Here is a 21774-nt window from a genome sequence, read left to right as displayed (position 1 = left end):
GGCGCCCGTGCAGGCCCGCACACCACACCACCTTGAAAGCCCCAACCGCACACGCAGCAGCTGCGCACATTCCCGACCCCATCGGTGAACCTCCTCCACCACACGGGTCGGGGCGCTACCGCAGCAGCCTGCGCAAAAGAGGCTCTGCACAGCTTTGAGTGTATCTAGGCGTTAACGCCTGTCCATCCACTCTTCCCCGCCGTTGCGGCGCGGGTACGCCGCCAACGCCAAGCCGTTGGCACACCCCCTGCTCCCCCCCGGCGGGCCCACCTCAAGGCTGCAGCAGTTGCCGCAACACAAAAGGCAGGATGCCGCCCGCCTGGTAGTAATCCACCTCAATGGGGGTGTCGATGCGCAAGGTCACCATCACCTCCTGGTGGGTGCCATCGCCACGGTGAATCACCAGCTTGGCATCGCTTTGCGGCGTGAGCGCGGGGTCTGGCACCACATCGATGACTTCGCTGCCCACGAGGCCCAGTGTCTCCCACGACTGCCCGGCCTTGAACTGCAGTGGCAGCACGCCCATGCCCACCAGGTTGGAGCGGTGAATGCGCTCAAAGCTGCGTGCCACCACGGCCTTGATGCCGAGCAGCTGCGTGCCCTTGGCCGCCCAGTCGCGGCTGGAGCCGGTGCCATATTCCTCGCCCGCAAAGATCACGGTGGGCGTCTTTTGCGCCATGTACTGCATGGCCGCGTCGAAGATGAACATCTTCTCGCCTTGCAGCGGCCCCTCGTTCTGGAACACGGTCACGCCGCCCTCTTCGCGCGAGCCATCGGCTGTGGGTGGAATCATCAGGTTCTTGATGCGCACGTTGGCAAAGGTGCCGCGCACCATCACATCGTGGTTGCCCCGGCGCGCGCCGTAGCTGTTGAAGTCCGCCTTTTGCACACCGTGCTGCAGCAGCCACTGGCCTGCGGGCGAGCTTTCCTTGATGGAGCCTGCGGGCGAGATGTGGTCGGTGGTGATGGAGTCGCCAAACAGCGCCATGATGCGGGCGCCCAGCACCGAGGGAAGCTTGGCATCATTTTGACCTCCAGCGCCTGATTCATAAGCGCTAGCAGCTCCTTTTTCAATAGCAAATTGGGCAAAGAACGGTGGCTCGGCAATGTAGGTGCTGGCGGGCCAGGTGTAGGCCGTGCCGCTGACTCCCTTGATCTTCTCCCACAGCTTGCCGGGGTCGGTCGCCACCTTGGCGTAGTTCTCGCGGAAGGCCTTGCCGTTCATGGCGAACTTCAGCAGGGCGTGGACTTCGTCGCTGGTCGGCCAAATGTCGCCCAGGTAAATGTCTTTGCCGCCCTTGCCCTGGCCCACCGGCTCGGTCATCAGGTCCTTGAGCACTGTGCCCGCGATGGCATAGGCCACCACCAGCGGCGGGCTGGCCAGAAAGTTGGCCTTGAGGTTGGGGTGGATGCGCGCCTCGAAATTGCGGTTGCCCGACAGCACGGCCGCGCAGACCAGATCGTTGCTGGTGATGGCCTCGTTCAGCTCGGGCGTGAGGTCGCCCGCATTGCCGATGCAGGTGGTGCAGCCGTAGCCCGCCAGCGCAAAGCCCAGCTTTTCCAGGTAAGGCAGCAGGCCGGTCTGCGTGAGGTATTCGGTGACGATGCGCGAGCCAGGGGCCAGTGAAGTCTTGATGTGCGGCTGCACCTTGAGGCCTGCCTCCACCGCTTTCTTGGCCAAGAGGCCTGCAGCCAGCAGCACGCTGGGGTTGCTGGTGTTGGTGCAACTGGTGATGGCGGCAATCAGCACGTCGCCATTGCCCACTGTGGGGTCAGCCCCCTTGGCGGGCAGCGTGGCTGCGCGGGCCTCGCCGTGCGCAGTGGCCAGTGCCGGTTTGTTGGCCTCCATCTCGACCACCGAGCGCGGTGCGCCGGCCGGCGTGGGCTTACCGTCTGGCGTAGCCTCTTCGGCGGCAGCTTCGCCATGGCGGTGGATGTGATGGCGCGTGTGCAGCAGCTCTGCCGGGCGGTTGAAGCCGTTTTGCGCGTTGGGCTTGCTGAACAGCTCAGCGAACTGGCTGCTGACCTGGCCCAGCTCGATGCGGTCTTGCGGGCGCTTGGGACCGGCCAGGCTGGGGGTGACACTGCCGAGGTCGAGTTTGACGACCTGCGAATAGTCCACCTCACCCGCCAGCGGCACGCCGAACAGGCCTTGGGCCTTGAAGTAGGCCTCAAAGGCTTCGATCTCGGCCTTGGTGCGGCCCGTGCCCTGGAAGTAGTCAATCGTTTTTTCATCGACCGGGAAGAAGCCCATGGTGGCGCCGTATTCGGGTGCCATGTTGCCAATGGTGGCCCGGTCGGGCAGCGCCAGGGTGCGCGTGCCTTCGCCAAAGAACTCCACGAACTTGCCCACCACCTTGTGCTGGCGCAGCAGCTCGGTCACGGTGAGCACCAGGTCGGTGGCCGTCACGCCTTCGCGCAGCTGGCCGGTCATCTCAAAGCCCACCACATCGGGCGTGAGGAAGTACACCGGCTGGCCCAGCATGGCGGCCTCGGCCTCGATGCCGCCCACGCCCCAGCCCACCACGCCAATGCCGTTGATCATGGTGGTGTGGCTGTCGGTGCCAACCAGGGTGTCGGGGTAGTAGACGCCATCCTTGCGCTTGTGCACGCCGCGCGCCAGGTATTCGAGGTTGACCTGGTGCACGATGCCAAAGCCCGGGGGCACCACGCCAAAGGTGTCAAAGGCCTGCATGCCCCACTTCATGAACTCGTAGCGCTCGCGGTTGCGCTGGAATTCGAGCTTCATGTTCAGGTCGAGCGAATTCTTCTTGCCATAGTGGTCGACCATGATCGAGTGGTCCACCACCAAATCCACGGGCACCAGCGGCTCGATCTTCTTGGGGTTCTTGCCCAGGCGCGCGGCCACGCTGCGCATGGCGGCCAGGTCGGCCAGCAGCGGCACGCCGGTAAAGTCTTGCAGCACCACGCGCGAGACCACGAACGGGATCTCGTCCTTGCGCTCGGCCTGGGGCGCCCAATGGGCCAACTCCTTGACATGCTCGGCCGTGACCTTGCGGCCATCGCAGTTGCGCAGCACCGATTCGAGCACGATGCGGATCGACACGGGCAGGCGGCGGATCTGCGGGAACTGCTTGGCCAGCGCGGGCAGGGAATAGAACTGCCCCTCTTTGCCAGACGCTGTCTGAAAGCGCTGGAGGGTGTAGGAAAACGCGTGGTGCGCGGGGGCAGACGGCAAGGCTGTGGCTGGCTTGGGCGATGAGGCCATGGCGAACTCCTGTGAAGACAACGGGGGAGAAACCGGTTCAAAGAGCGTGAGCCCTCCCGCCCGGTCATTTGCCGCAAGCACCAGAGCACTGTGGCAAGACCGGGCGTCAGAACCCGTTAACGGTCTTTTCGAGGGCACGAAAGGTCATCCACAGGTTCTGGGGGCGCTACTTCCATTCTGGCACCCTCGGGCCAGGATGCAATCGTGGGGACATCCGGCGGCAGCCGCTATGGCGAGGGGACGCCGCGAGGTAGACCACCAAGGCCACAGGGCCCGGGGCACGATGATTCACACACGGAATGCTGGGGCCATCGTGCGTGGCACGGAAACTCCATTGGCAGGCATAACCAAGACACGTCTACGGATAACCCCAAGCGGGTTAACGACTTAAACCGCGAATGCACCACCTTGCGGCACAAGAGAAGCCCGCAAAGCACCAACCCTTCTCACGCTGAACGCCCATCCCCCGGCAGGAAAAGCGCGCCGCACCTGTATTGCGCAGTTCTCAGGCAGCAATATGCCAACGCCCCAAACTGGCCCATCGCAATGCCACCCAAAGCCCCAACCGCATCTTTAACTTTGATTAGGAAAGGGGGTGATAGTGATGAAGCACACTGCGGGAGCCCCATTGTTTCCAAAACGTCAAAATGACACCAAAGTGTTTGCATGGAAAACTGCCGGGAACGATGCGAGTGTAAAACGCAGTCCACTGTCCCTCCGATGGACCCAAAACCCTGCTGCAATGGCTGGTGACAAAATCCTGGAAACCTGCATGCCAATGGACCAGCCATAAAAAAAGCCCGCTAACGCGGGCTTTTTTTATATTGACCGTGAATGCCGATCATTAAATGATGAATTGCTCACGGTTTTCGTTTTGAATCCACTTGGGCGCCTTGCCACGGCCTGTCCAGGTTTCACCGGTGGCGGGGTTGCGGTACTTGGGAGCGACCTTGGTACCTGCGCTGGCGCTGCGTGCGCGGCCCGTGGGGAATACGTCTTGCGAAGTCAAACCAAATTCAGCCACCAAAGCACGGACCTGGTTCACAGCGTCGCTCAGTTCGCGTCGGCGGGCTTCGCTGATTTGTTGCTCCAGGGCTTCACGTTGCTTCAGCAGTTCTTTGTAAGTGGTCATGGTGCGTAATCAAAAGTAAGTAGGGCAGTTTCGCGATTATAAGAAAAAATAGCGCCCATTGCCCTTGAGTCCGGAAAATTGATGGAGTTCCGCAAGGAATTCAAATAACGCCTTCAAAAAGGCTGTATTTAGGGTGAGCGATTCAGCCCCAGTGCCCGCAGCCCCGTCCAACCCTCCCGGGGCATAGCCACGCCACCTCTTGCATGGAATGGGCCCATTCAGAATCTGGCCACGGTCTGGTCTGCCAATACCGACATCACCCACATCAGAAAATCTGTGTATCTCACCACACCGCCATTTCACCATTGCGGTGCAGGCTGCGCGGTATTGGCAGGAGAGCGCCCTACGAAGCTGACTTGGCGGAAAATCAGCGCGATACCCCTTTTTGGAACGACATGGCTATTTACTGCATCGGCGACATTCAAGGCTGCGACAGCGCATTGGGCAGGCTTTTGGACAGCATTGGTTTTTCACCCAGCCGCGACACCGTTTACCTGTTGGGCGACCTGGTCAACCGCGGCCCCGAATCGGCGGCCGTGCTGCGCCGCTGCGCCGCCCATGGCGACGCGCTGCGCGCGCTGCTCGGAAACCACGACCTGCACCTGCTGGCGGCCGCCCATGGCGCACGCAAGCCCTCCAAGCGCGACACGCTCCACCACGTGCTGGACGCCCCAGACCGGGATGCACTACTGCAGTGGCTGCGCCACCAACCCCTGGCACGCCAGCACGAACATGCGGGCGAAACGCTGCTGATGGTGCACGCAGGCGTATTGCCGCAGTGGACGGCGCAAGACGCACTGGCTTTGGCCGATGAGGTGCATGCTGTATTGAAGGGCCCCGACCTGCCTGATTTTTTGCACCAGATGTACGGCAACCGGCCTGACCGCTGGAGCAGCGCCCTGGAAGGCACCGAGCGGCTGCGGGTGATCGTCAACGCCTTCACGCGCCTGCGCTTTTGCTCGCCAGAGGGGGTGATGGATTTTGAAAGCACCGAAAGCGCAGCCAGTGCCCCGGCAGGCTTGGTGCCATGGTTCGAAGCACCAGGCCGCCGCACAGCAAACACGGTGATGGCCTTTGGCCATTGGTCCACGCTGGGCTGGTTGAACCGCCCTCACCTGCTGGGGCTGGACACAGGCTGCGTCTGGGGCGGCTGCCTTAGCGCTGTGCGGTTCGGCAGCACGCTGGCACAGCGCGAGTTGATCCAGGTGCATTGCGAACAAGCCCAGGCACCGGGCAATTGAGCAAACCGCCAGCGCTGTAGCCAGATCACTCAGACCACAGCGCTGAAACGCTGCCCACGACCTGTCGCATGTCCGCTGCGAATGGCTGAACCGCGCAAAGTGGCCGTGACTACACCGACACCAGCCTGCGCTGCATTGCCGCAGACTGCCAAATGCTGCCATCGCTTCGCGCCATCAGCACTGCCAGGCCCGGGGTTTGCTCAGCCAGAGCCCGGCCGGCCTCGGGGCCCCGCACCATCATGGCAGTGCCCAGGCCGTTGACTTCGGCCACCGAGCGAGCCACCAGGCTCACGCCGTGCACGCCTTGCGTAGGCCAGCCCGTGTGGGGGTCCAGCACATGGTGTTGGCGCTGCCCCGCATGCATGAAGCAGCGCTCGTAGTCGCCTGACGACGCCACCACGGCGGGGCCTTGCAACGCCACAGCCCCTAGCAACTGCGACGGTGCACGCGGGTCGCGCAGCCCCACGCGCCACGGTCGGCCCTGCAACTGGCCTTGCACCAGCACATCACCACCACCGTTGACCATGGCGTTGGCTATGCCATGCGCCTGCAAAACCTGCATGCCCGCTTCCAGAATCGGCAGCTTGGCAATGCCCCCCAAGTCCAGCGCCATGCCGGGCCGCTGCAAAAACGCTGTGCCAGCACGCGCATCCAGCACCAGCGCCCCGGCGTTGACGTACTGCAACTGGCGAGCCACTTCGCGGGCATCGGGCATGCGCTGCTCCCCCGCCCCAAAATGCCAGGCCTTGAGACCACCCACGGTGGCATCAAAAGCGCCTCCGGTCGCGGCAGACACGCGCTGGGCTTCTTGCAGCACGCCCATCACCACCGGCGGCACCGGCACGGCGCGCACGCCCGCAGCATCGCCGATGCGGCGCACTGCACTGTGGGGTTCAAAGCGGCTGAACAAGGACTGCAGCGCCTGCATGCGGGCAAAGGCCTGGTCCACCGCTTGCCGCAGCTCAGCCGTATCCAGGCCTTGCACCACGATATCCACCGCCGTGCCCAGCAGTGTCTGGCGGTCGCGCAGGACAACGCCTGGCACGGCACCTGGCGCGGCCTCCAGCGCAGCGGCACGGCCTGACCAAGCCAAGCCGCCCAGCAGCGGCACCGCCATGACCAAGCGCCGACGCCCTAGGGCAGGCACCGCAGAGGAGAGGGCTTTGTGCCGCATGCAGCCTCCGTCAGATGGATTGATCGGCCATGAAGTCCACAGCGGCCTTGACTTCATCGTCCGTCAGGCTGGCGCCACCGCCACGGGCCGGCATCATGCCCTTGGCGCCGGTAAAGCCTTCGCGGGCGTGCTTGTACAACACGTCTTTGCCCTGGGCAATGCGGGGGCCCCAGTCGGCCTTGTCCCCGGGCTTGGGGGCGCCGGCCACACCGGCGGCGTGGCACATCGCGCAGGTTTTGCCGTACACCGATTTGCCTACTGTGTTTTCTGGCGCAGCGGGGGCTGCAGGCGCAGCTGCCACCGCAGGGGCCGGTGCCGCTGCCGCTGGGGCTTCCGCAGGCTTCTTGTCACCACATCCGACCAGGGTCAACGCCAAAGCCGCCGCCGCACACACCATGGAAATTTTTTTCATCTCAAACATCCTGTCTTTCGTTAAGTCCAAACCGTCAAACATTCAAGGCCAAAGGCAACACAGGCCATACACAGCGCCTTGCCAGCCATCGGCTCCAACAGTGAAAGCAATGTAATTTGGCAGGGCCCTGATGGACAGGGGGGCGCCCCGCCAAAGGATGACCCAGATCAATATGATTCATATTAGGTGAATCTATTATCACCGCCATGTTACTCACCTGCCAACACCGATCACTGCGACTGTGGGTATTGGCCTGTTTCGTCTTCGCACTGCTGGTGGCGGCTGCATCCCCGGCCCTGCACCCCCGGGCGATGGAGCTGGTGTGCTCTGGCACCGGCGCAGCCAAGTGGGTGGTGCAGACCCCCGACGGCATGGCCCCGGCAGACGCCGCCAGCCTGGACTGCCCCCTGTGCCTGCCTGCCGATGCACCGCCGCCCCAGGTGGCCGCAACAGTGCCGCCACCGCCCGCACCGCTGATCTATGCCACCTGGCACCGCCAGCCGCTGGAGCCTCCCCTTTCGCACCATCGCCCGCCAGCGCGGGCTCCCCCTGTTTTTTCCTGAGCCATCCTAAAGAGGTAAACCATGAGCGATAAAAAAGACCTGCAACCCGCCAACGCCGGCCTGGGCCGACGCAGCTTCATCAACACCGCCGCCCTCGTGGGCCTGACCGCAGGTGTGGCCGCCTGCACCGAAAAGCCCAGTGCTGCCACCCCTGCAGCACCGGCATCGGCAGCCCCCGCCGCCAGCCACGCGGCCGGCGGAGCCAACCCCCACCTCAAGCCCGGCGAACTGGACACCTACTACGGTCTGTGGAGCGGCGGCCATACCGGCGACATGCGCGTACTGGGTCTGCCCTCCGGCCGCGAAATCACACGCATCCCCTGCTTCGTGCCTGACGCCCTGGTGGGCTGGGGCATCACCAACGAGTCCAAGGCGGTGATGGGCACCAAGGCCGATGGTCACCTCGAATACACGGTGGCCGACACCCACCACACGCACGCCTCGTACAAGGACGGCAACTACGACGGCCGCTACGCCTGGATCAACGACAAGATCAACAGCCGCGTGGCCCGCATCCGCCTTGATTACTTCGTGTGCGACAAGATCACCAAGCTGCCCAACGTGCAGGGCTTTCACGGCATCTTCCCGGACAAGGCCGACCCGGTGGACCCCGCCATCAACTACACCACGCGCGTGTTCTGCGGCGGTGAGTTCGCCATTCCCATGCCCAACACGGGCACCGAGGACTCCAGCAAATACCGCTCCATGTTCAGCTGCGTGGATGCAGAAACGATGGAAGTGCGCTGGCAAGTGCTGATCGACGGCAACTGCGACCTGGTGGCCACGTCGTACGACGGCAAGCTGGCCGCCACCAACCAGTACAACACGGAGATGGGCGCGAAGTACGAGGACATGATGTCCGCCGAGCGCGACGCCTGCCTGTTCTTCAACGTGGGCCGCATCGAAGCCGCCGTGAAGGCTGGCAAGTTCAAAACCATCGGCACCAGCAAGGTGCCCGTGGTGGACGGCACGCACGAAGCCAACAAGGACCCCAAGACCGCCCTCACGGCCTATGTGTCGGTGCCCAAGAACCCGCACGGCGTGAACGCCAGCCCCGATGGCAAGTACTTCATCTGCGCCGGCAAGCTCTCGCCCACCGGCACCGTGATCGAGCTGGCCAAGGTGCTGGACTACTTTGACGGCAAGCTTGAAAAGCTGGACTCCGCCATCGTGGCCGAAGTGGAACTGGGCCTGGGCCCGCTGCACACCGCGTTTGACGGCCGTGGCAATGCCTACACCACCTTGTTCCTGGACAGCCAGGTCGTGAAGTGGAACGTGGAGGCTGCCATCAAGTTCCACGCAGGCGACAAGACCGCCAAGTACGTGGTGGACCGCCTCGATGTGCAGTACCAGCCCGGCCACTTGAACGCCTCGCAGTCCGAAACCCGGGCCGCCGATGGCAAGATCCTGGCGGTGGGTTGCAAGTTCTCCAAGGACCGCTTCCTGCCCGTGGGCCCGCTGCACCCCGAGAACGAACAGCTCATCGACATCTCGGGCGAAAAGATGGTGCTGCTGGCCGACCACCCTGTGCGTGGCGAGCCCCATGACTTCATCATCTTCAAGCGCGACCTGGTGCGCCCCAAGCAGGTCTACACGCTCGACGAGTTCCCGCTGGCCGTGAAGGACCCCAAGGAGTCCGGCGTGTTCCGCAATGGCAAGAAGGTCACCGTGAAGATGACCTCGCAAGCCCCGGCGTTCAGCCTGCGCGAGTTCAAGCTCAAGAAGGGTGACGAGGTCACGCTGATCCTGACCAACCTGGACAAGATCGAAGACCTGACCCACGGCTTTGCGATCCCGAACTACAACGTGAACTTCATCGTGAACCCGCTGGAGACCAAGTCGGTGAGCTTCGTGGCCGACAAGCCCGGTGTGTTCTGGTGCTATTGCACGCACTTCTGCCATGCGCTGCATCTGGAGATGCGCACGCGGATGATCGTGGAGGGGTGATTCGGAGCATCCCCCTGAGGCGCTGCGCGCCTTCCCCCTTCTCTCGAATCGCTGCGCGATTCGGGAAGGGGGACGCCACCAGCGCGGCGGGGCGGCCCTTGCGCGGTGGCCCTCGCCTGGAGCGCGCCAGTTGCGCAGGCCGCGCTTCTTGTAGAGCTGGAGTGTTTTGACCTCCCCCAGCCCGTTCAGGCTGAGCTTGTCGAAGCCCTGCATAACTCTCAGCAATGGCACGTCCGCAAAGCGGAGCCGTTAGATATTTGAATGAAATTGGCCGCTAGCTCTTGATAAATAAGCGCTAGCAGCTATCAAAAAGATAGTCCCATGATGTCCCTCCGTCGGCAGTTCGCCACGCTTCTTCTGGTCTTGTTGGCAGCACTTTGGCTGGCGCCGCGCGCGCATGCTGCGGCAGGCGCCTACGAGGCCGAACTGCCTGCGGAACTCTCTACCGCGCGCGACATGTGCGCGCTGGTGCCGTGCAAGGACGTGTTTCCCGGCGCCAGCCATTTCTCTGAACGCAAGGGCCAGCCGCCCTACGTGGAGGCGTACGACAACGACAGCGCGCAAAAGAAGCTGCTGGGCTACGTGATGCTCTCCACCGACATCACGGACACCCCTGCCTACTCGGGCAAGCCCGTGGTCACGCTGATTGGCATGGACACGCAGGGCCGCTTTGTGGGCGTGAAGGTGCTCAAGCATTCCGAGCCCATCCTGCTGCTGGGCATTCCCGAATCCGCGCTGCTCAAGTTCAACGCCCAGTACCTGGGCAAGTCGGTGGCCGACAAGATCGAGGTGGGCCAGTCGCGCCCCGATGAGAACGTGCTGGGCCTCGACGCCATCTCGGGCGCCACCGTCACCGTGATCGCGCAGAACCAGGTCATGATGGCCTCGGGCTCGGCCGTGGCGCGGCAGGTGGGCATCCTCTCGCCCACGGTGCGCGAGCCCGCTCGATATGCCGAAACCGGCAAGCGCATGACCTGGGCCGAGTTGGTGCAGCAGGGCACCGTGCAGCGCCTGCGGGTGCTGCCCGAACAGGTGGGCCTGGACAAGGGCCCCGACCCGTTCATCGAGCTGTGGTTTGGCGACCTGAACCACCCCGACATTGGCAAGAGCGTGCTGGGCGAGAACGGCTGGAACAACCTGCGCCTGCAGCTCAAGGAGGGCGAACACGCATTCTTCATCGTCCGCACCGGCGGCAAGGAATCGTTCAAGGGATCGGGCTTCGTGCGCGGCGGCATCTACGACCGCGTGCAGGTGCGCCAGGGCGCAGATTCGTTCACCTTCCGCGACCTGGACGCGCTCAACCTGTACGGCATCGAGGCCGCAGGCGCACCCAGCTACAACGAGTCGGTCATCTTCATCATCCGCTCTGCCGCGTTCTCGGCCGCCTATCCATGGAAGCTGAGCTTTCTGGGCAACCGCGTGGACCGGGCCACGGGCACACGCAGCTTCACCAGCTTCGACACGCCCTACTGGCTGCCCGCCGCCACGCTGCAAGGCGGGCGCCCCACCATCGAGGAGCCCGACGCCCCCTGGGTGCGCGTGTGGAAGTCGCGTGCGCTGGAGATTGCACTGTTTGCCGTGCTGCTGGTCGCCGTGAGCGTGGTGTACGCCCTGCGCGAAAAGCTCACCCGCCTGTCCACCCACAAGAACAAGTGGCCCGTCAACGCCTTCAAGTACAGCTTCTGGGCCCTCAGCATTGGCTGGATCGGCTTTGGCGCCATGGCGCAGCCCTCCATCACGCAGGTGCTGACCTGGTTCCATTCGCTGCTGTTCCAGTGGACCTGGTCGCTGTTCCTGTCCGACCCGTTCATCTTCCTGTTCTGGATCTTCATCATCGTCACCGTCTTCCTGTTCGGGCGCGGGTTGTTCTGCGGCTGGATGTGCCCGTTTGGATCGCTGCAGGAGGGCATCTACAAGATCGCGCGCGCGGTGGGCCTCAAGCGCTTTCAGACCCAGCTGCCGCAAAAGTGGCACGACCGGCTCAAGTGGATCAAGTACGCGGTGTTCTTCGGGTTGCTGGTGGTGTCGATGTTCTCGATGGGACTGGCTGAGAAGCTAGCCGAGGTGGAGCCGTTCAAGACCACCTTCCTCGTCGGTGTGTTGAACCGCGCCTGGCCCTACAGCCTGTTTGTGGCGGCCATCCTGGGCGTGTCGATCTTCATCGAGCGGCCCTATTGCAAATACATCTGCCCACTGGGCGCGTCGCTGGCCATGCCCAGCACGTTCCGCTGGTTTGGCCTCAAGCGCAAGCAGGACTGCAACAGCTGCAAGGCATGCGCCGTGGGCTGCGGTGCACAGGCGATTGACGCCGATGGCCGCATCGACCACCGCGAATGCCTGCATTGCCTCGATTGCATGGTGCTCTACACCGACACCAAGGGCTGCCCGCCCCTGGCCAAGGAACGCAAGCGCCGCGAAAAGGATGGCCTGGAGATCACGCCCATCGGCAAGAACGGCTACTTCATCCCGATCCACCCCGCCACGGTGCAGGACCAGATTTCGGCCAAGGCCGCCCAGGGGCCGGACCCACGCATGCCCACCACGCCAGCACTGCCCACCCACAAGGCCGACGCCAAAGGCCTGCGCTGGGTCGTACTGGAACTGGTAGACCACCTGTGGCCCTGGAGCCGCGAAGGCTGGGCCTCAGGCCGTGGCCTGCAGATCGCGGGCTTTTCACTGGCCATCGCCGCCAGCGTGGCCTGGGTGATGACCGCCATGGGCACGTTGTCGTCGGGCGCCATCATCGGCTGGTGGTTTGGCTGGAGCGTGTACGAGGTGCTGATCCGACTGTCGGGCAAGCGCTATGTGAAGGACGGCCCGTGGTGGCAGGGCCAGTACCGCCGGGCGGGCGTGATGGACATGCTGAGCTACGTGGGCTTCAAGAACCTGCTGATCGGCGCAGCACTCTTCCTGGCCATCAAGGCCGTGGTGGGACTGGCGTGATGAAGCCCCCCCTTGCTGCCACCGCATTCACCGCATTCGTGGCGCTGGCTGCGTGCCTGCTGGCCCTGCCCGCCCACGCTGCCACCGTGCAGGTGCGCCCCGGGCAGGACCTGCAGGCCGCCATCCAGGCCGCCAAACCGGGCGACACGGTGGAGGTGCTGCGTGGCGCCTACCGTGTGAACCTGCGCATCGACAAAGCCCTGACGCTGCGCGGCATCGACCGCCCCACCCTCAGCGGCGGGCAGCAGGGCGACACCATCCGCGTCACCGCGCCCGACGTGGTGATCGAGGGCCTGATCGTGCGCGACTCGGGAACCAGCCTCAAAGACCAGAACGCGGGCATCTACATCTACCCTGGCGCGCACCGCGCCGTGGTCCGCCACAACGACCTCACCTACAACCTGTTCGGCCTGTGGATCGAGAAGGCCAACGACGTGCAGGTGCTGCACAACACCATCACCGGCCTGCGCGATGTGGGCTCGTCCCAGCGCGGCAACGGGGTGCAGCTGTACAACACCACGGGCGCACGCATCGAGGGCAACCAGATCAGCTTTGTGCGCGACGCGCTGTATGTGGACGTTTCGCACCACGCGGTCTTTCGCGGTAACAAGCTGCACCACAGCCGCTACGGCACACACTACATGAACTCCTACTACAACCTGTGGGAGGACAACGACACCTACTACAACCGGGGCGGCCTGGCGCTGATGGAAGTGCGCGACCAGGTGGTGCGCAACAACCGCGCCTGGGGCAACACCGACCACGGCATCATGCTGCGCACCATGCAGGACTCGGTGATCGAGAACAACGTGGTGGCCGAGAACAACCGGGGCTTTTTCATCTACGACGTGGAGTACGTCACCCTGCGCGGCAACCTGGTGGCGCGCAACACGGTGGGCGTGCACCTGTCGGCCGGCTCCACCCGCAACAAGGTGGACAACAACGACTTCGTCGGCAACCGCGAACAGGTGCGCTATGTGGGCGCCCGCGACGAGCGCTGGGGCACCGGCGGCGGCAACCACTGGAGCAACTACCTGGGCTGGGACCGCGACGGCAACGGCGTGGGCGATGTGCCCTACGAAGCCAACGACATGGTGGACCGCCTGACCTGGCGCCACCCCACCATCAAGCTGCTGCTGGCCAGCCCCGCCGTGCAGGCACTGCGCCTGGTGGGCCAGCAATTTCCGGTGCTGCGCGTGCCCACGGTGGTCGACCCCGCGCCCCGCATGCAACCGAACCAACCCCAACGGAATTTTCAACGTGACACGCAACCCTCCCCCCATTGACCTGAGCGAGCCCCCCGCCATCGAGGTGCGGGGCGCGCACAAGCACTACGGCGCACTGCACGCCGTGGACGGCATCGACCTGCGCATCGCGCGCGGCGAGATCTTTGGCCTCATCGGCCACAACGGCGCGGGCAAGAGCACGCTGTTCAAGATGATTCTGGGCCTGGTGCCCGCCACCTCGGGCGAGATCCGGGTGGGCGGCGCCACTGTGCAGGGCCGCGACTTTCGTGCCGCCCGCCGCCACCTGGGCTACCTGCCCGAGAACGTGGTGCTCTACGACAACCTGAACGGGCTGGAGACACTGCGTTTCTTCGCCCGCCTCAAGGGTGCGCCCCTCACGCAATGCCCCGCGCTGCTGGAACGCGTGGGCCTGGCCCACACGGGCAACCGCGCAGTGCGCGAATACTCCAAGGGCATGCGCCAGCGCCTGGGGTTTGCACAGGCCCTGCTGGGCGAGCCCCAGGTTCTGCTGCTCGACGAGCCCACCAACGGCCTGGACCCGCAGGCCATCCGCGACTTCTACGCCACGCTGCGCGAGCTGCAGGCGGGTGGCGTGACCATCGTCATCACTTCGCACATCCTGGCCGAACTGCAGGAGCGCGTGGACCGCCTGGCCATCCTGGCCTCCGGCAAGCTGCAGGCCCTGGGCAGCGTGCAGGCACTGCGCGAGCAGGCGCACATGCCGTTGACCATCCGCCTCACGCTGGCCGCAGCCGACCGGCCTGCCGCGCTGGGGCTGCTCTCTGCCATGCCCGGCGTCACCGGGACGGAAACGCCGGAAGGCCTGCATGTGGACTGCCCGCGCGGCAGCAAGATGGCCGTGCTGGGTGCGCTGGCACCGCTGGGCACGGCGCTGCAGGACCTGCAGATCCAGGAACCCTCGCTTGAGGATGTGTACTTCGACCTGCGCAAGGGCTAGCCATGGAATTCCAACAAATCTTCACCATCGCGGGCAAGGAGTTCCGCGACCGCATGCGCAACCGCTGGGTGCTGGCCGTGGCGCTGGTGTTTACCGTGTTCTCGCTGGCCATCGCCTACTTTGGCGGCGCGCAGCAGGGCACAGTGGGTTTTCGCTCCATCGAGTTCACCATCGCCAGCCTGGTCAGCCTGGTCATCTACCTGATCCCGCTGATCGCGCTGCTGCTGGGCTTTGACGCCATCGTGGGCGAGCGCGAGCGCGGCTCGCTCGATCTGCTGCTGTCACTACCCATCACGCGGCTGGAGCTGCTGCTGGGCAAGTACCTGGGGCTGGCGGCCGCGCTCACGCTTTCGACCCTGGCGGGGTTTGGCCTGGTGGCGGTGCTGCTGTATCGGCAGTTCAGCTGGGCAGGGCTATTCCACTATGGCGGCTTCATGGCCAGCTCGGTGCTGCTGGGGCTGGCCTTTTTGAGCCTGGCCGTGCTGCTGTCGGTGCTCACGCACGAGCGCACACGCGCCTCGGGGCTGGCGATTGCCGCCTGGTTCTTTTTTGTGCTGGTGTTTGACCTGCTGCTGCTGGGAGCCCTGGTGGCCACGGGCGGCAGCGTGGGCGGCGAGGCCATGGCATACCTGCTGCTGCTCAACCCGGCCGACGTGTTCCGCATCCTCAACGTGTTCTCGCTGGACGACGTGCGCACCCTGTACGGCCTGACCAGCATCGTGCCCCCAGCCCTGGCCAAGCCATGGCTGATGGGTGCGGTGATGGCGGGCTGGATTGTGGTGCCGCTGGGCCTGGCGGGCTGGAGATTCAAGCCATGACGAAAAAATCCCACAACCAATACCAATGCGCGTGCGCCACACGGCGCCAACTGCTGGGCTGGGCGGCCCTCACATCGCTGGGCACGCTCACCGGCCTTGCAGTCCTGACCGGCTGCAGCCAGGCAGACAACAGCGCCCAGTCCCTGAAACCCGTGGAGATCGACCGCACCACCAGTTGTGAACTCGACGGCATGCTGCTGGCCGACTACCCCGGCCCCAAGGCGCAGGTGCGCTTTGCGGGGCAGGACAAGCCCTCGTTCTTCTGCGACACCGTAGAGCTGTTCAGCACCTTGCTGGCCGGCGAACAAGTGCGTGCCGTGCAGGCCGTGTACGTGCAGGACATGGGCAAAGCCGACTGGAATGCACCACAGGGCCACTGGATCGACGGCAAGACCGCCCTCTACGTGGTGGGTGGCAAACGCCACGGCTCCATGGGCCCCACCATCGGCAGCTTTGCGCAAGAGGCCGACGCGCAGAAATTCGCCGCCGAATACGGTGGCAAGGTGCTGCGTTTTGCCGAGATCAAGCCCGCCATGGTGGACCTGAGCGGCGGGGCGCAACAAGACACACGGATGTGAGGCCGCCATGCGCCTGCTGCCCCATCCTCCACTTGCCCACCCCACCCGCCCCGTCCATGGCGGCGCACGCAAGCCCACCCGGCGCGCCGCGCTGGCCGCCTTGCTGCTGGGCACGGCCGGTGTAGCGGTATGGCAATGGCAGGCGCGGGCAACACAAGGCAGCATCCCTTCGGCCAACCTGTCCGGTGTGGGGGACGACGTGTGCATCGTGGCCCCGCCCACGCCGTACAACCCGGCATCCGGCCAGGCTCTGGCCGCTGCACGCGAGGTGCCCGCCGACGCCCGCTGCCCCGTGTGCGGCATGTACCCGGCGCGCGCGCGTGCCTGGGCGGCGCAGGTCATTTTTGCGGACGGGGATGCCTACTTTTTCGACTCGCCACTGAGCCTGATGCAGTACCTGGGCAATGTGGCCCACTACACGCGGGGCCGCACCCTTGAGGCCATCGTGGCCCGCTACGTGACCGATACGGGCACAGGGGCCTGGGTGGACGCACCACAGGCGGTGTATGTGGCGGGCTCGTCGGCCCTGGGGCCCATGCGGGCGGGCAACCTGCCAGCGTTTGCCGACACAGCGGCGGCGCAGCGGTTTGCGCAGCAGCGCGGGGGGCGGGTGCTCGGTTTTGCGGCGGTGGACGCTGCACTGCTTCAGTCGCTGGCACCCCAGCGCGGCAGTGCAGAAACCCACGCGCACTGAAACGGCCTTTGGCGCCTTTGAGATGGCCGCTGAAACAGCTATTATTTTTATAGCTGCCAGCGCTTATCAATCAGGCGCCAGAAGCCTAAAAGATCTAAAAACCTACAGACCTGGGTAGATCCTGTCCACTCAGGATTGGCTGGAAGGCTCAGGGACAGGGGCCGAAGCCTTGAACAATGCCGCCACCTTGCGCTTGGGCTTGATGTTGGCCGAGACGCCACTGCGCACAGGCGCCTTGGCTGCTGCCTCCCAGGCGGGGGCGGCATCGGTGGTGCTGGGCTCGTACGGCTTGGCAAAGAACGGATCGCGCGACACAGCCGCTGGGCGAAAGCCACGGTGTTCGCGGTGTTCACGCCCTTCGCGGGGCTCGCGAGATTCTCGGGGTTCGCGGCGGTGGGCAGCACCGGCATCGCGCGGATCGCTGGAGTCAGCACCATCGCGCCAGGCACGGCGGCCGTCATTGATGCGTTCCTTGGGCCGGTCTTCGTCGTACTCCAGCGCTTCCAGGTCGATCTTCTTCTTGATCAGCTTCTCGATGTCGCCCACCAGGCGCGCATCGCTGCCCGACACCAGCGTGACCGCCAGCCCCGAGGCCCCCGCGCGGCCTGTGCGGCCAATGCGGTGCACGTAGTCTTCTGCGTTGAAGGGCACGTCGAAGTTGAACACGGCGGGCACATCCTTGATGTCCAGCCCGCGTGCGGCCACGTCGGTACACACCAACAAATCCACTTCGCCCTTCTTGAAGGCCTCCAGCGCCTTCAGGCGCTCGTCCTGGCTCTTGTCACCGTGCAGTGCAGCGGTCTTCAAGCCTTCGCGCTCCAGGCTGCGGGCCAAGCGGCCGCAACCGAGCTTGCTGTTCACAAAAATGAAGGCTTGCTTGATGCCCCGGGTCTTGAGCACTTGGTGGATGGCACGGCGCTTGTCATCGTCGCCCGCACTGTAAAAGCGCTGCTCTACGGTGGAGGCCGTTTCGTTCGGGCGGGCCACCTCGATGGTGATGGGGTTTTGCAGGTAGCTGCTGGCCAGGCGCTTGATCTCGGGCGAGAACGTAGCGCTGAACAAGAGCGTGGTGCGCTGCTTGGGCAGGTACGACAGGATGCGCTGCAGGTCGGGCAGAAAGCCGATGTCCAGCATGCGGTCTGCCTCGTCCAGCACCACGTACTCGACTTGGTTGAGCACCGCGTTTTTGGCTTCGATGTGGTCCAGCAGACGGCCCGGCGTGGCCACCAGCACTTCCACGCCTTTTTTCAGCTCGATGGTCTGGGGCTTCATGTCCATGCCGCCAAACACCACCGTGCTGCGCAGCTTGGTGTGTTTGGCGTACAGCGCAATCTGCTGGGCCACCTGGTCGGCCAGCTCACGCGTGGGCAGCAGCACCAAGGCGCGCACGGGGTGGCGGGCAGGGGATGTCGAGCTGTTTTCGTGCTGGAGCAGGCGCTGCAGCAACGGCAGCGAGAAGGCTGCGGTCTTGCCAGTGCCAGTCTGGGCGGCCCCCATCACGTCTTGCCCGGTCAGCACGACCGGAATGGCCTGCGCCTGGATGGGCGTCATGGACTCGTAGCCCATTTCGGCCACGGCGCGCGCCAGCGGCTCGGCCAGCGATAAATTGGAAAAAGAACTTGTCATTTAGCCCGCTATTGTCGCACCGTGGGCTGACAAAGGCATTTTTTTCGCAATTCGAACCGCCACGCCACCCCCTGCCCCCCGAGAAAACCCGAGCTCGCTATCAAATCAATAGCTACCAGCGCTTATTTCAATGGGCCTGCCCAGCATTTCCATCAAAAACACGAAACCACTGCTTTCCACACGCCACAGCCCCGACCCCACCCTGCCCGTGGGCTTGCTCACAGGCTGCGGGCAGAAAACGTGTCGCACGACTGCACGCTGCCTTGCTTGAGCCCCGTGTGAAACCAGCGCTGGCGCTGGGCGCTGGTGCCGTGGGTGAAGCTGTCGGGCACCACCGCCCCGCCGCCAGCACGCTGCAGGGCATCGTCGCCAATGCGGGCGGCAGCGTTCATGGCCTCCTCCACATCACCCTGCTCCAGAATCTGCCGCGCATTCTGCGCATGGTGCGCCCACACCCCGGCAAAGCAATCGGCCTGCAGCTCCAGCCGCACCGACAGGGCGTTGTATTCCTTCTGGCTCACACGGCCGCGCATCTGATCGACCTTGGCACTGATGCCCAGCAAGTTCTGGACGTGGTGGCCCACCTCGTGGGCCACCACATAGGCCTGCGCAAAGTCGCCCGGCGCACCCAGGCGGTTCTTCAGGGTTTCGTAAAAACCCAGGTCGATGTAGACCTTGCGGTCGGCCGGGCAGTAAAACGGACCCATGGCCGCCTGACCGGTGCCGCAGGCCGTGGGCGTGCTCCCACGGAACAAGACCAGGCGCGGCTCCTGGTAGCGCCCCCCTCCCTGGCTAAAAACCGTCTTCCACACGTCCTCGGTATCGGCCAGCACGGTGGATACAAACCGCGCCATCTTGTCGTCGGCCGGAGGCCGGTGGGCAGGGGCCTGCTGCACATGGGCCGGGGGCGCACCGCCGCTGAGCAGCCCCAGGATGGTGAGCGGATTGACGCCCAAAATCCAGCCGCCCAGCAGCGCGATCACGATGGTGCCGATGCCAATGCTGCGCCCCCCAAAGATCGGGCTGCTACCGCCCCCGCCCTCCTCCCGGCGGTCTTCCACATTGTCGGATTCCCGGTTGCCTTCCCATTTCACGATATCGCTCCTGCATCCCGCCACACAGCGGGGTTTGTGGCCTATCTTAGAGCGGTTAGCACAACCCAGCGAAGCGGCCCTGGCCAGGCGTTCCGTCGCAGGCAATACGAGCGGTACGACAAGACGGGACAACGACGCCAGGGGGGTTGTGTTAGCCGCTCTCAGCACCTGTTTGCGGGGCACCGCCTCAGCGCAAGGCATCAAGCGGGCCGAGGCATGCACTTCGGCCTGCGAAGGGATGGGTCTATTTTGGACCCTGACCCCAACCCTGTGTAAAGTGCCACCATGCAGCCAACCCGGCCCTGAAGCCGGGCTCTGATTTGAGCACTGCGCCGCTTTTGCGGGCGCACCCACCTTCTACGAATCCACCAACCGACCATGACCGAGTCTTCCACCCCAGGGCACAGCCTGCGCACCCAGATCGCTTTGGTGTTTGGCACCCTGGTCGTGGCCTTGTCGGTGCTGCTGTCGGTGGGGTTTGGCGAAGTGCTGAAGCAACGCATCCAGCGCGATGCAGGGGCATCGCTGCAAGGCGTGGCCGACAACACTGCCGCATTGCTGGCCAATGGGTTGTTTGACCGTGTGCGCGAGGTGCAGGTGCTTGCGTCGTCTGAAGTGCTCTGGCGCAACGGGCTGGAGGCCCCCGAGGTCATCCACATGCTGGCACGCCAGCAGGCCATCCACCCCCAAAGCCTGTGGCTGGGCGTGGCAGACGCCCAGGGCATTGTGCGGGCCGCATCGGGCAACATGCTGGTGGGCCAGAACGTGAGTGAGCGGCCCTGGTTCCAGGCGGGGATTCAAAACGCCCATGTGGGCGATGTGCACCCCGCCAAGCTGCTGGAAAGCCTGCTGCCCCCCAGCCGCAATGGCGATCCCTACCGCTTCGTGGACTTCTCGGCCCCCGTCCGCATCGGCCCCACCACGGTGGGTGTGCTGGGCGTGCACGGGTATTGGGAGTGGATCAACGAAATGATCCAGACGCTGATGCCTGCGGCCGCCCATGCGCAGCAGCTGGAGGTGTTCATTTTTGACAAGGCTGGCCAGCTCATTCACGCCCCGGCAGAGCAGCAAGCCTTGCTGCAAAAGCTGGGCCAGACCTTGCCCGACCCCTCCTTTGCCAGAGTGCCTGCAGATGCCCAGAACCCCGGCACGCCCCCGGTGCTGCGGTGGGTGGACGACAAAAAATACCTCACCGCCCACACCCGCATGCATGCCCGCAATGCCGAAAGCGACCTGGGCTGGCACATCGTGGCGCGCATGCCGGTCGACATCGCTTTTGCGGAGGCGGAGCAAGCGGTGCAGCGCGCGCTGCTGGGGGGCTTGGTTGCCGCCCTGATCGCCGCCTTTTTGGCCTGGCTGGCCGCACGCCGCCTGAGCGAAGACCTGGACGCACTGGCCCGCGCCGCGCGGGACCTGGAAGCGGGCAAGCCGGGGGCAGAAATCCCGGCCACACAAAGCAGCCGCGAGGTGCGGCGCCTGTCGTGGGCCCTGCGCCGCATGACTCACCGGCTGCTGGCCGCCAACGAGGCCATGGAAGCCCAGGTGCAACTGCGCACCCAGCAACTGGAAGACGCCAACCGCGAGCTGGGCCTGCAAGCCCGCAGCGACCCACTGACGGGCCTGCTCAACCGCCGGGGCTTTGATGCGCAGATGAACTACGCCTTGGCGCTGGCGCGCCGCAGTGGCCGCCCCTTGTCGTTCATCACGGTGGATGTGGACCATTTCAAGCGCATCAACGACACGCACGGCCACGACGTGGGCGATGAGGTACTGCAGCGCCTGGCCCACACGCTGGCCCAGCGCCTGCGGGATTCGGACGTGGTCGCCCGGCTGGGAGGGGAAGAATTTGCAGCGCTGCTGCCCGACACCGATCTGGACGGCGCCCGGGCCATTGCCCAGACGCTGGTGGATGCGCAGGCAGCCCTCACCGACCCGGTGGTAGGCCGCATCACCGTGAGTGCGGGCGTATCGACCCTGTGCGGGGCCGATGACACGGCGCAGCGCCTGATGCGCCGGGGCGACGAAGCCCTGTACGAAGCCAAAGGCCAGGGCCGCAACCGCGTGGTGGTTCAGGGGTAGCCCGAGCCGCCTGCCCCGCTGGAGGCCGGGCTTGGCAGA

The 21774-nt window shown here is 64.8% G+C and carries 16 protein-coding genes; 10 read left to right on the top strand and 6 right to left on the bottom strand.

What is annotated here, in order from left to right; genetic code table 11:
- Positions 1-271 precede the first annotated feature (271 nt).
- Together CLU88_RS00550 and CLU88_RS00545 are read right to left on the bottom strand one after the other, a co-directional pair.
- On the bottom strand, positions 272-3229 hold the full coding sequence (locus CLU88_RS00550; RefSeq protein WP_099658536.1) for an aconitate hydratase: 2958 nt from the start codon (positions 3227-3229) through the stop codon (positions 272-274).
- 844 nt (positions 3230-4073) lie between these two features.
- Positions 4074-4361 (bottom strand): H-NS family nucleoid-associated regulatory protein, encoded by a 288-nt coding sequence (locus tag CLU88_RS00545; RefSeq protein WP_099654920.1) that lies wholly within the window; start codon positions 4359-4361, stop codon positions 4074-4076.
- Positions 4362-4756: 395 nt separating this feature from the next.
- Here CLU88_RS00545 and CLU88_RS00540 point away from each other — a divergent pair, with 395 nt between their 5' ends.
- A complete protein-coding gene (locus tag CLU88_RS00540) occupies positions 4757-5602 on the top strand; it encodes a symmetrical bis(5'-nucleosyl)-tetraphosphatase (RefSeq protein WP_099654919.1) in 846 nt (281 codons plus the stop codon).
- A gap of 109 nt (positions 5603-5711) precedes the next feature.
- Here CLU88_RS00540 and CLU88_RS00535 read toward each other — a convergent pair whose 3' ends face one another.
- Positions 5712-6776, bottom strand: a complete 1065-nt coding sequence (locus tag CLU88_RS00535; RefSeq protein WP_099654918.1) for an FAD:protein FMN transferase — start codon at positions 6774-6776, stop codon at positions 5712-5714.
- Between the two features lie 10 nt (positions 6777-6786).
- The gene (locus CLU88_RS00530; protein WP_099658535.1) at positions 6787-7188 is read right to left on the bottom strand and encodes a cytochrome c5 family protein; all 402 of its coding nucleotides are present in this window, start codon (positions 7186-7188) and stop codon (positions 6787-6789) included.
- 206 nt (positions 7189-7394) lie between these two features.
- On the opposite strand from CLU88_RS00530, the gene CLU88_RS00525 reads away from it, so the two are divergent.
- The 8 genes from CLU88_RS00525 to CLU88_RS00490 all read left to right on the top strand — a co-directional run bounded on the left by CLU88_RS00525 (position 7395) and on the right by CLU88_RS00490 (position 16936).
- A complete protein-coding gene (locus CLU88_RS00525; protein ID WP_143225918.1) occupies positions 7395-7751 on the top strand; it encodes a hypothetical protein in 357 nt (118 codons plus the stop codon).
- 21 nt (positions 7752-7772) lie between these two features.
- Positions 7773-9698, top strand: a complete 1926-nt coding sequence (gene nosZ / locus CLU88_RS00520; RefSeq protein WP_099654916.1) for a TAT-dependent nitrous-oxide reductase — start codon at positions 7773-7775, stop codon at positions 9696-9698.
- A gap of 321 nt (positions 9699-10019) precedes the next feature.
- The gene (locus tag CLU88_RS00515; RefSeq protein WP_099654915.1) at positions 10020-12641 is read left to right on the top strand and encodes a NosR/NirI family protein; all 2622 of its coding nucleotides are present in this window, start codon (positions 10020-10022) and stop codon (positions 12639-12641) included.
- Positions 12641-13927, top strand: coding sequence for a nitrous oxide reductase family maturation protein NosD (locus tag CLU88_RS00510; protein WP_199173394.1), 1287 nt, complete (start codon positions 12641-12643; stop codon positions 13925-13927). Before CLU88_RS00515 ends, CLU88_RS00510 begins: the two co-directional genes overlap by 1 nt.
- Entirely contained in the window at positions 13902-14846 is a 945-nt protein-coding gene (locus CLU88_RS00505; protein WP_199173393.1) for an ABC transporter ATP-binding protein, read from the top strand. The genes CLU88_RS00510 and CLU88_RS00505 overlap by 26 nt, the downstream gene beginning before the upstream one ends.
- Positions 14847-14848: 2 nt before the next feature.
- Complete coding sequence (locus tag CLU88_RS00500) at positions 14849-15664, top strand: ABC transporter permease (protein ID WP_099654914.1); 816 nt, start codon at positions 14849-14851, stop codon at positions 15662-15664.
- Positions 15661-16242, top strand: a complete 582-nt coding sequence (locus CLU88_RS00495) for a nitrous oxide reductase accessory protein NosL (RefSeq protein WP_099654913.1) — start codon at positions 15661-15663, stop codon at positions 16240-16242. Before CLU88_RS00500 ends, CLU88_RS00495 begins: the two co-directional genes overlap by 4 nt.
- Positions 16243-16249: 7 nt before the next feature.
- Positions 16250-16936 (top strand): nitrous oxide reductase accessory protein NosL, encoded by a 687-nt coding sequence (locus CLU88_RS00490; protein WP_099654912.1) that lies wholly within the window; start codon positions 16250-16252, stop codon positions 16934-16936.
- A 129-nt stretch (positions 16937-17065) separates the two neighbouring features.
- Here the strand turns inward: CLU88_RS00490 and CLU88_RS00485 are convergent, their stop codons facing one another.
- Complete coding sequence (locus tag CLU88_RS00485; protein ID WP_099654911.1) at positions 17066-18562, bottom strand: DEAD/DEAH box helicase; 1497 nt, start codon at positions 18560-18562, stop codon at positions 17066-17068.
- A 218-nt stretch (positions 18563-18780) separates the two neighbouring features.
- Positions 18781-19656, bottom strand: coding sequence for a neutral zinc metallopeptidase (locus CLU88_RS00480; protein ID WP_099654910.1), 876 nt, complete (start codon positions 19654-19656; stop codon positions 18781-18783).
- 378 nt (positions 19657-20034) lie between these two features.
- Here CLU88_RS00480 and CLU88_RS00475 point away from each other — a divergent pair, with 378 nt between their 5' ends.
- Positions 20035-21735 (top strand): diguanylate cyclase, encoded by a 1701-nt coding sequence (locus tag CLU88_RS00475; RefSeq protein ID WP_099654909.1) that lies wholly within the window; start codon positions 20035-20037, stop codon positions 21733-21735.
- The last annotated feature ends 39 nt before the right edge of the window (positions 21736-21774 follow it).

The sequence above is a fragment of the Acidovorax sp. 56 genome (assembly GCF_002749705.1).
GTDB lineage: Bacteria > Pseudomonadota > Gammaproteobacteria > Burkholderiales > Burkholderiaceae_C > Acidovorax.
This window is presented reverse-complemented; position numbering and strand designations above follow the sequence as displayed.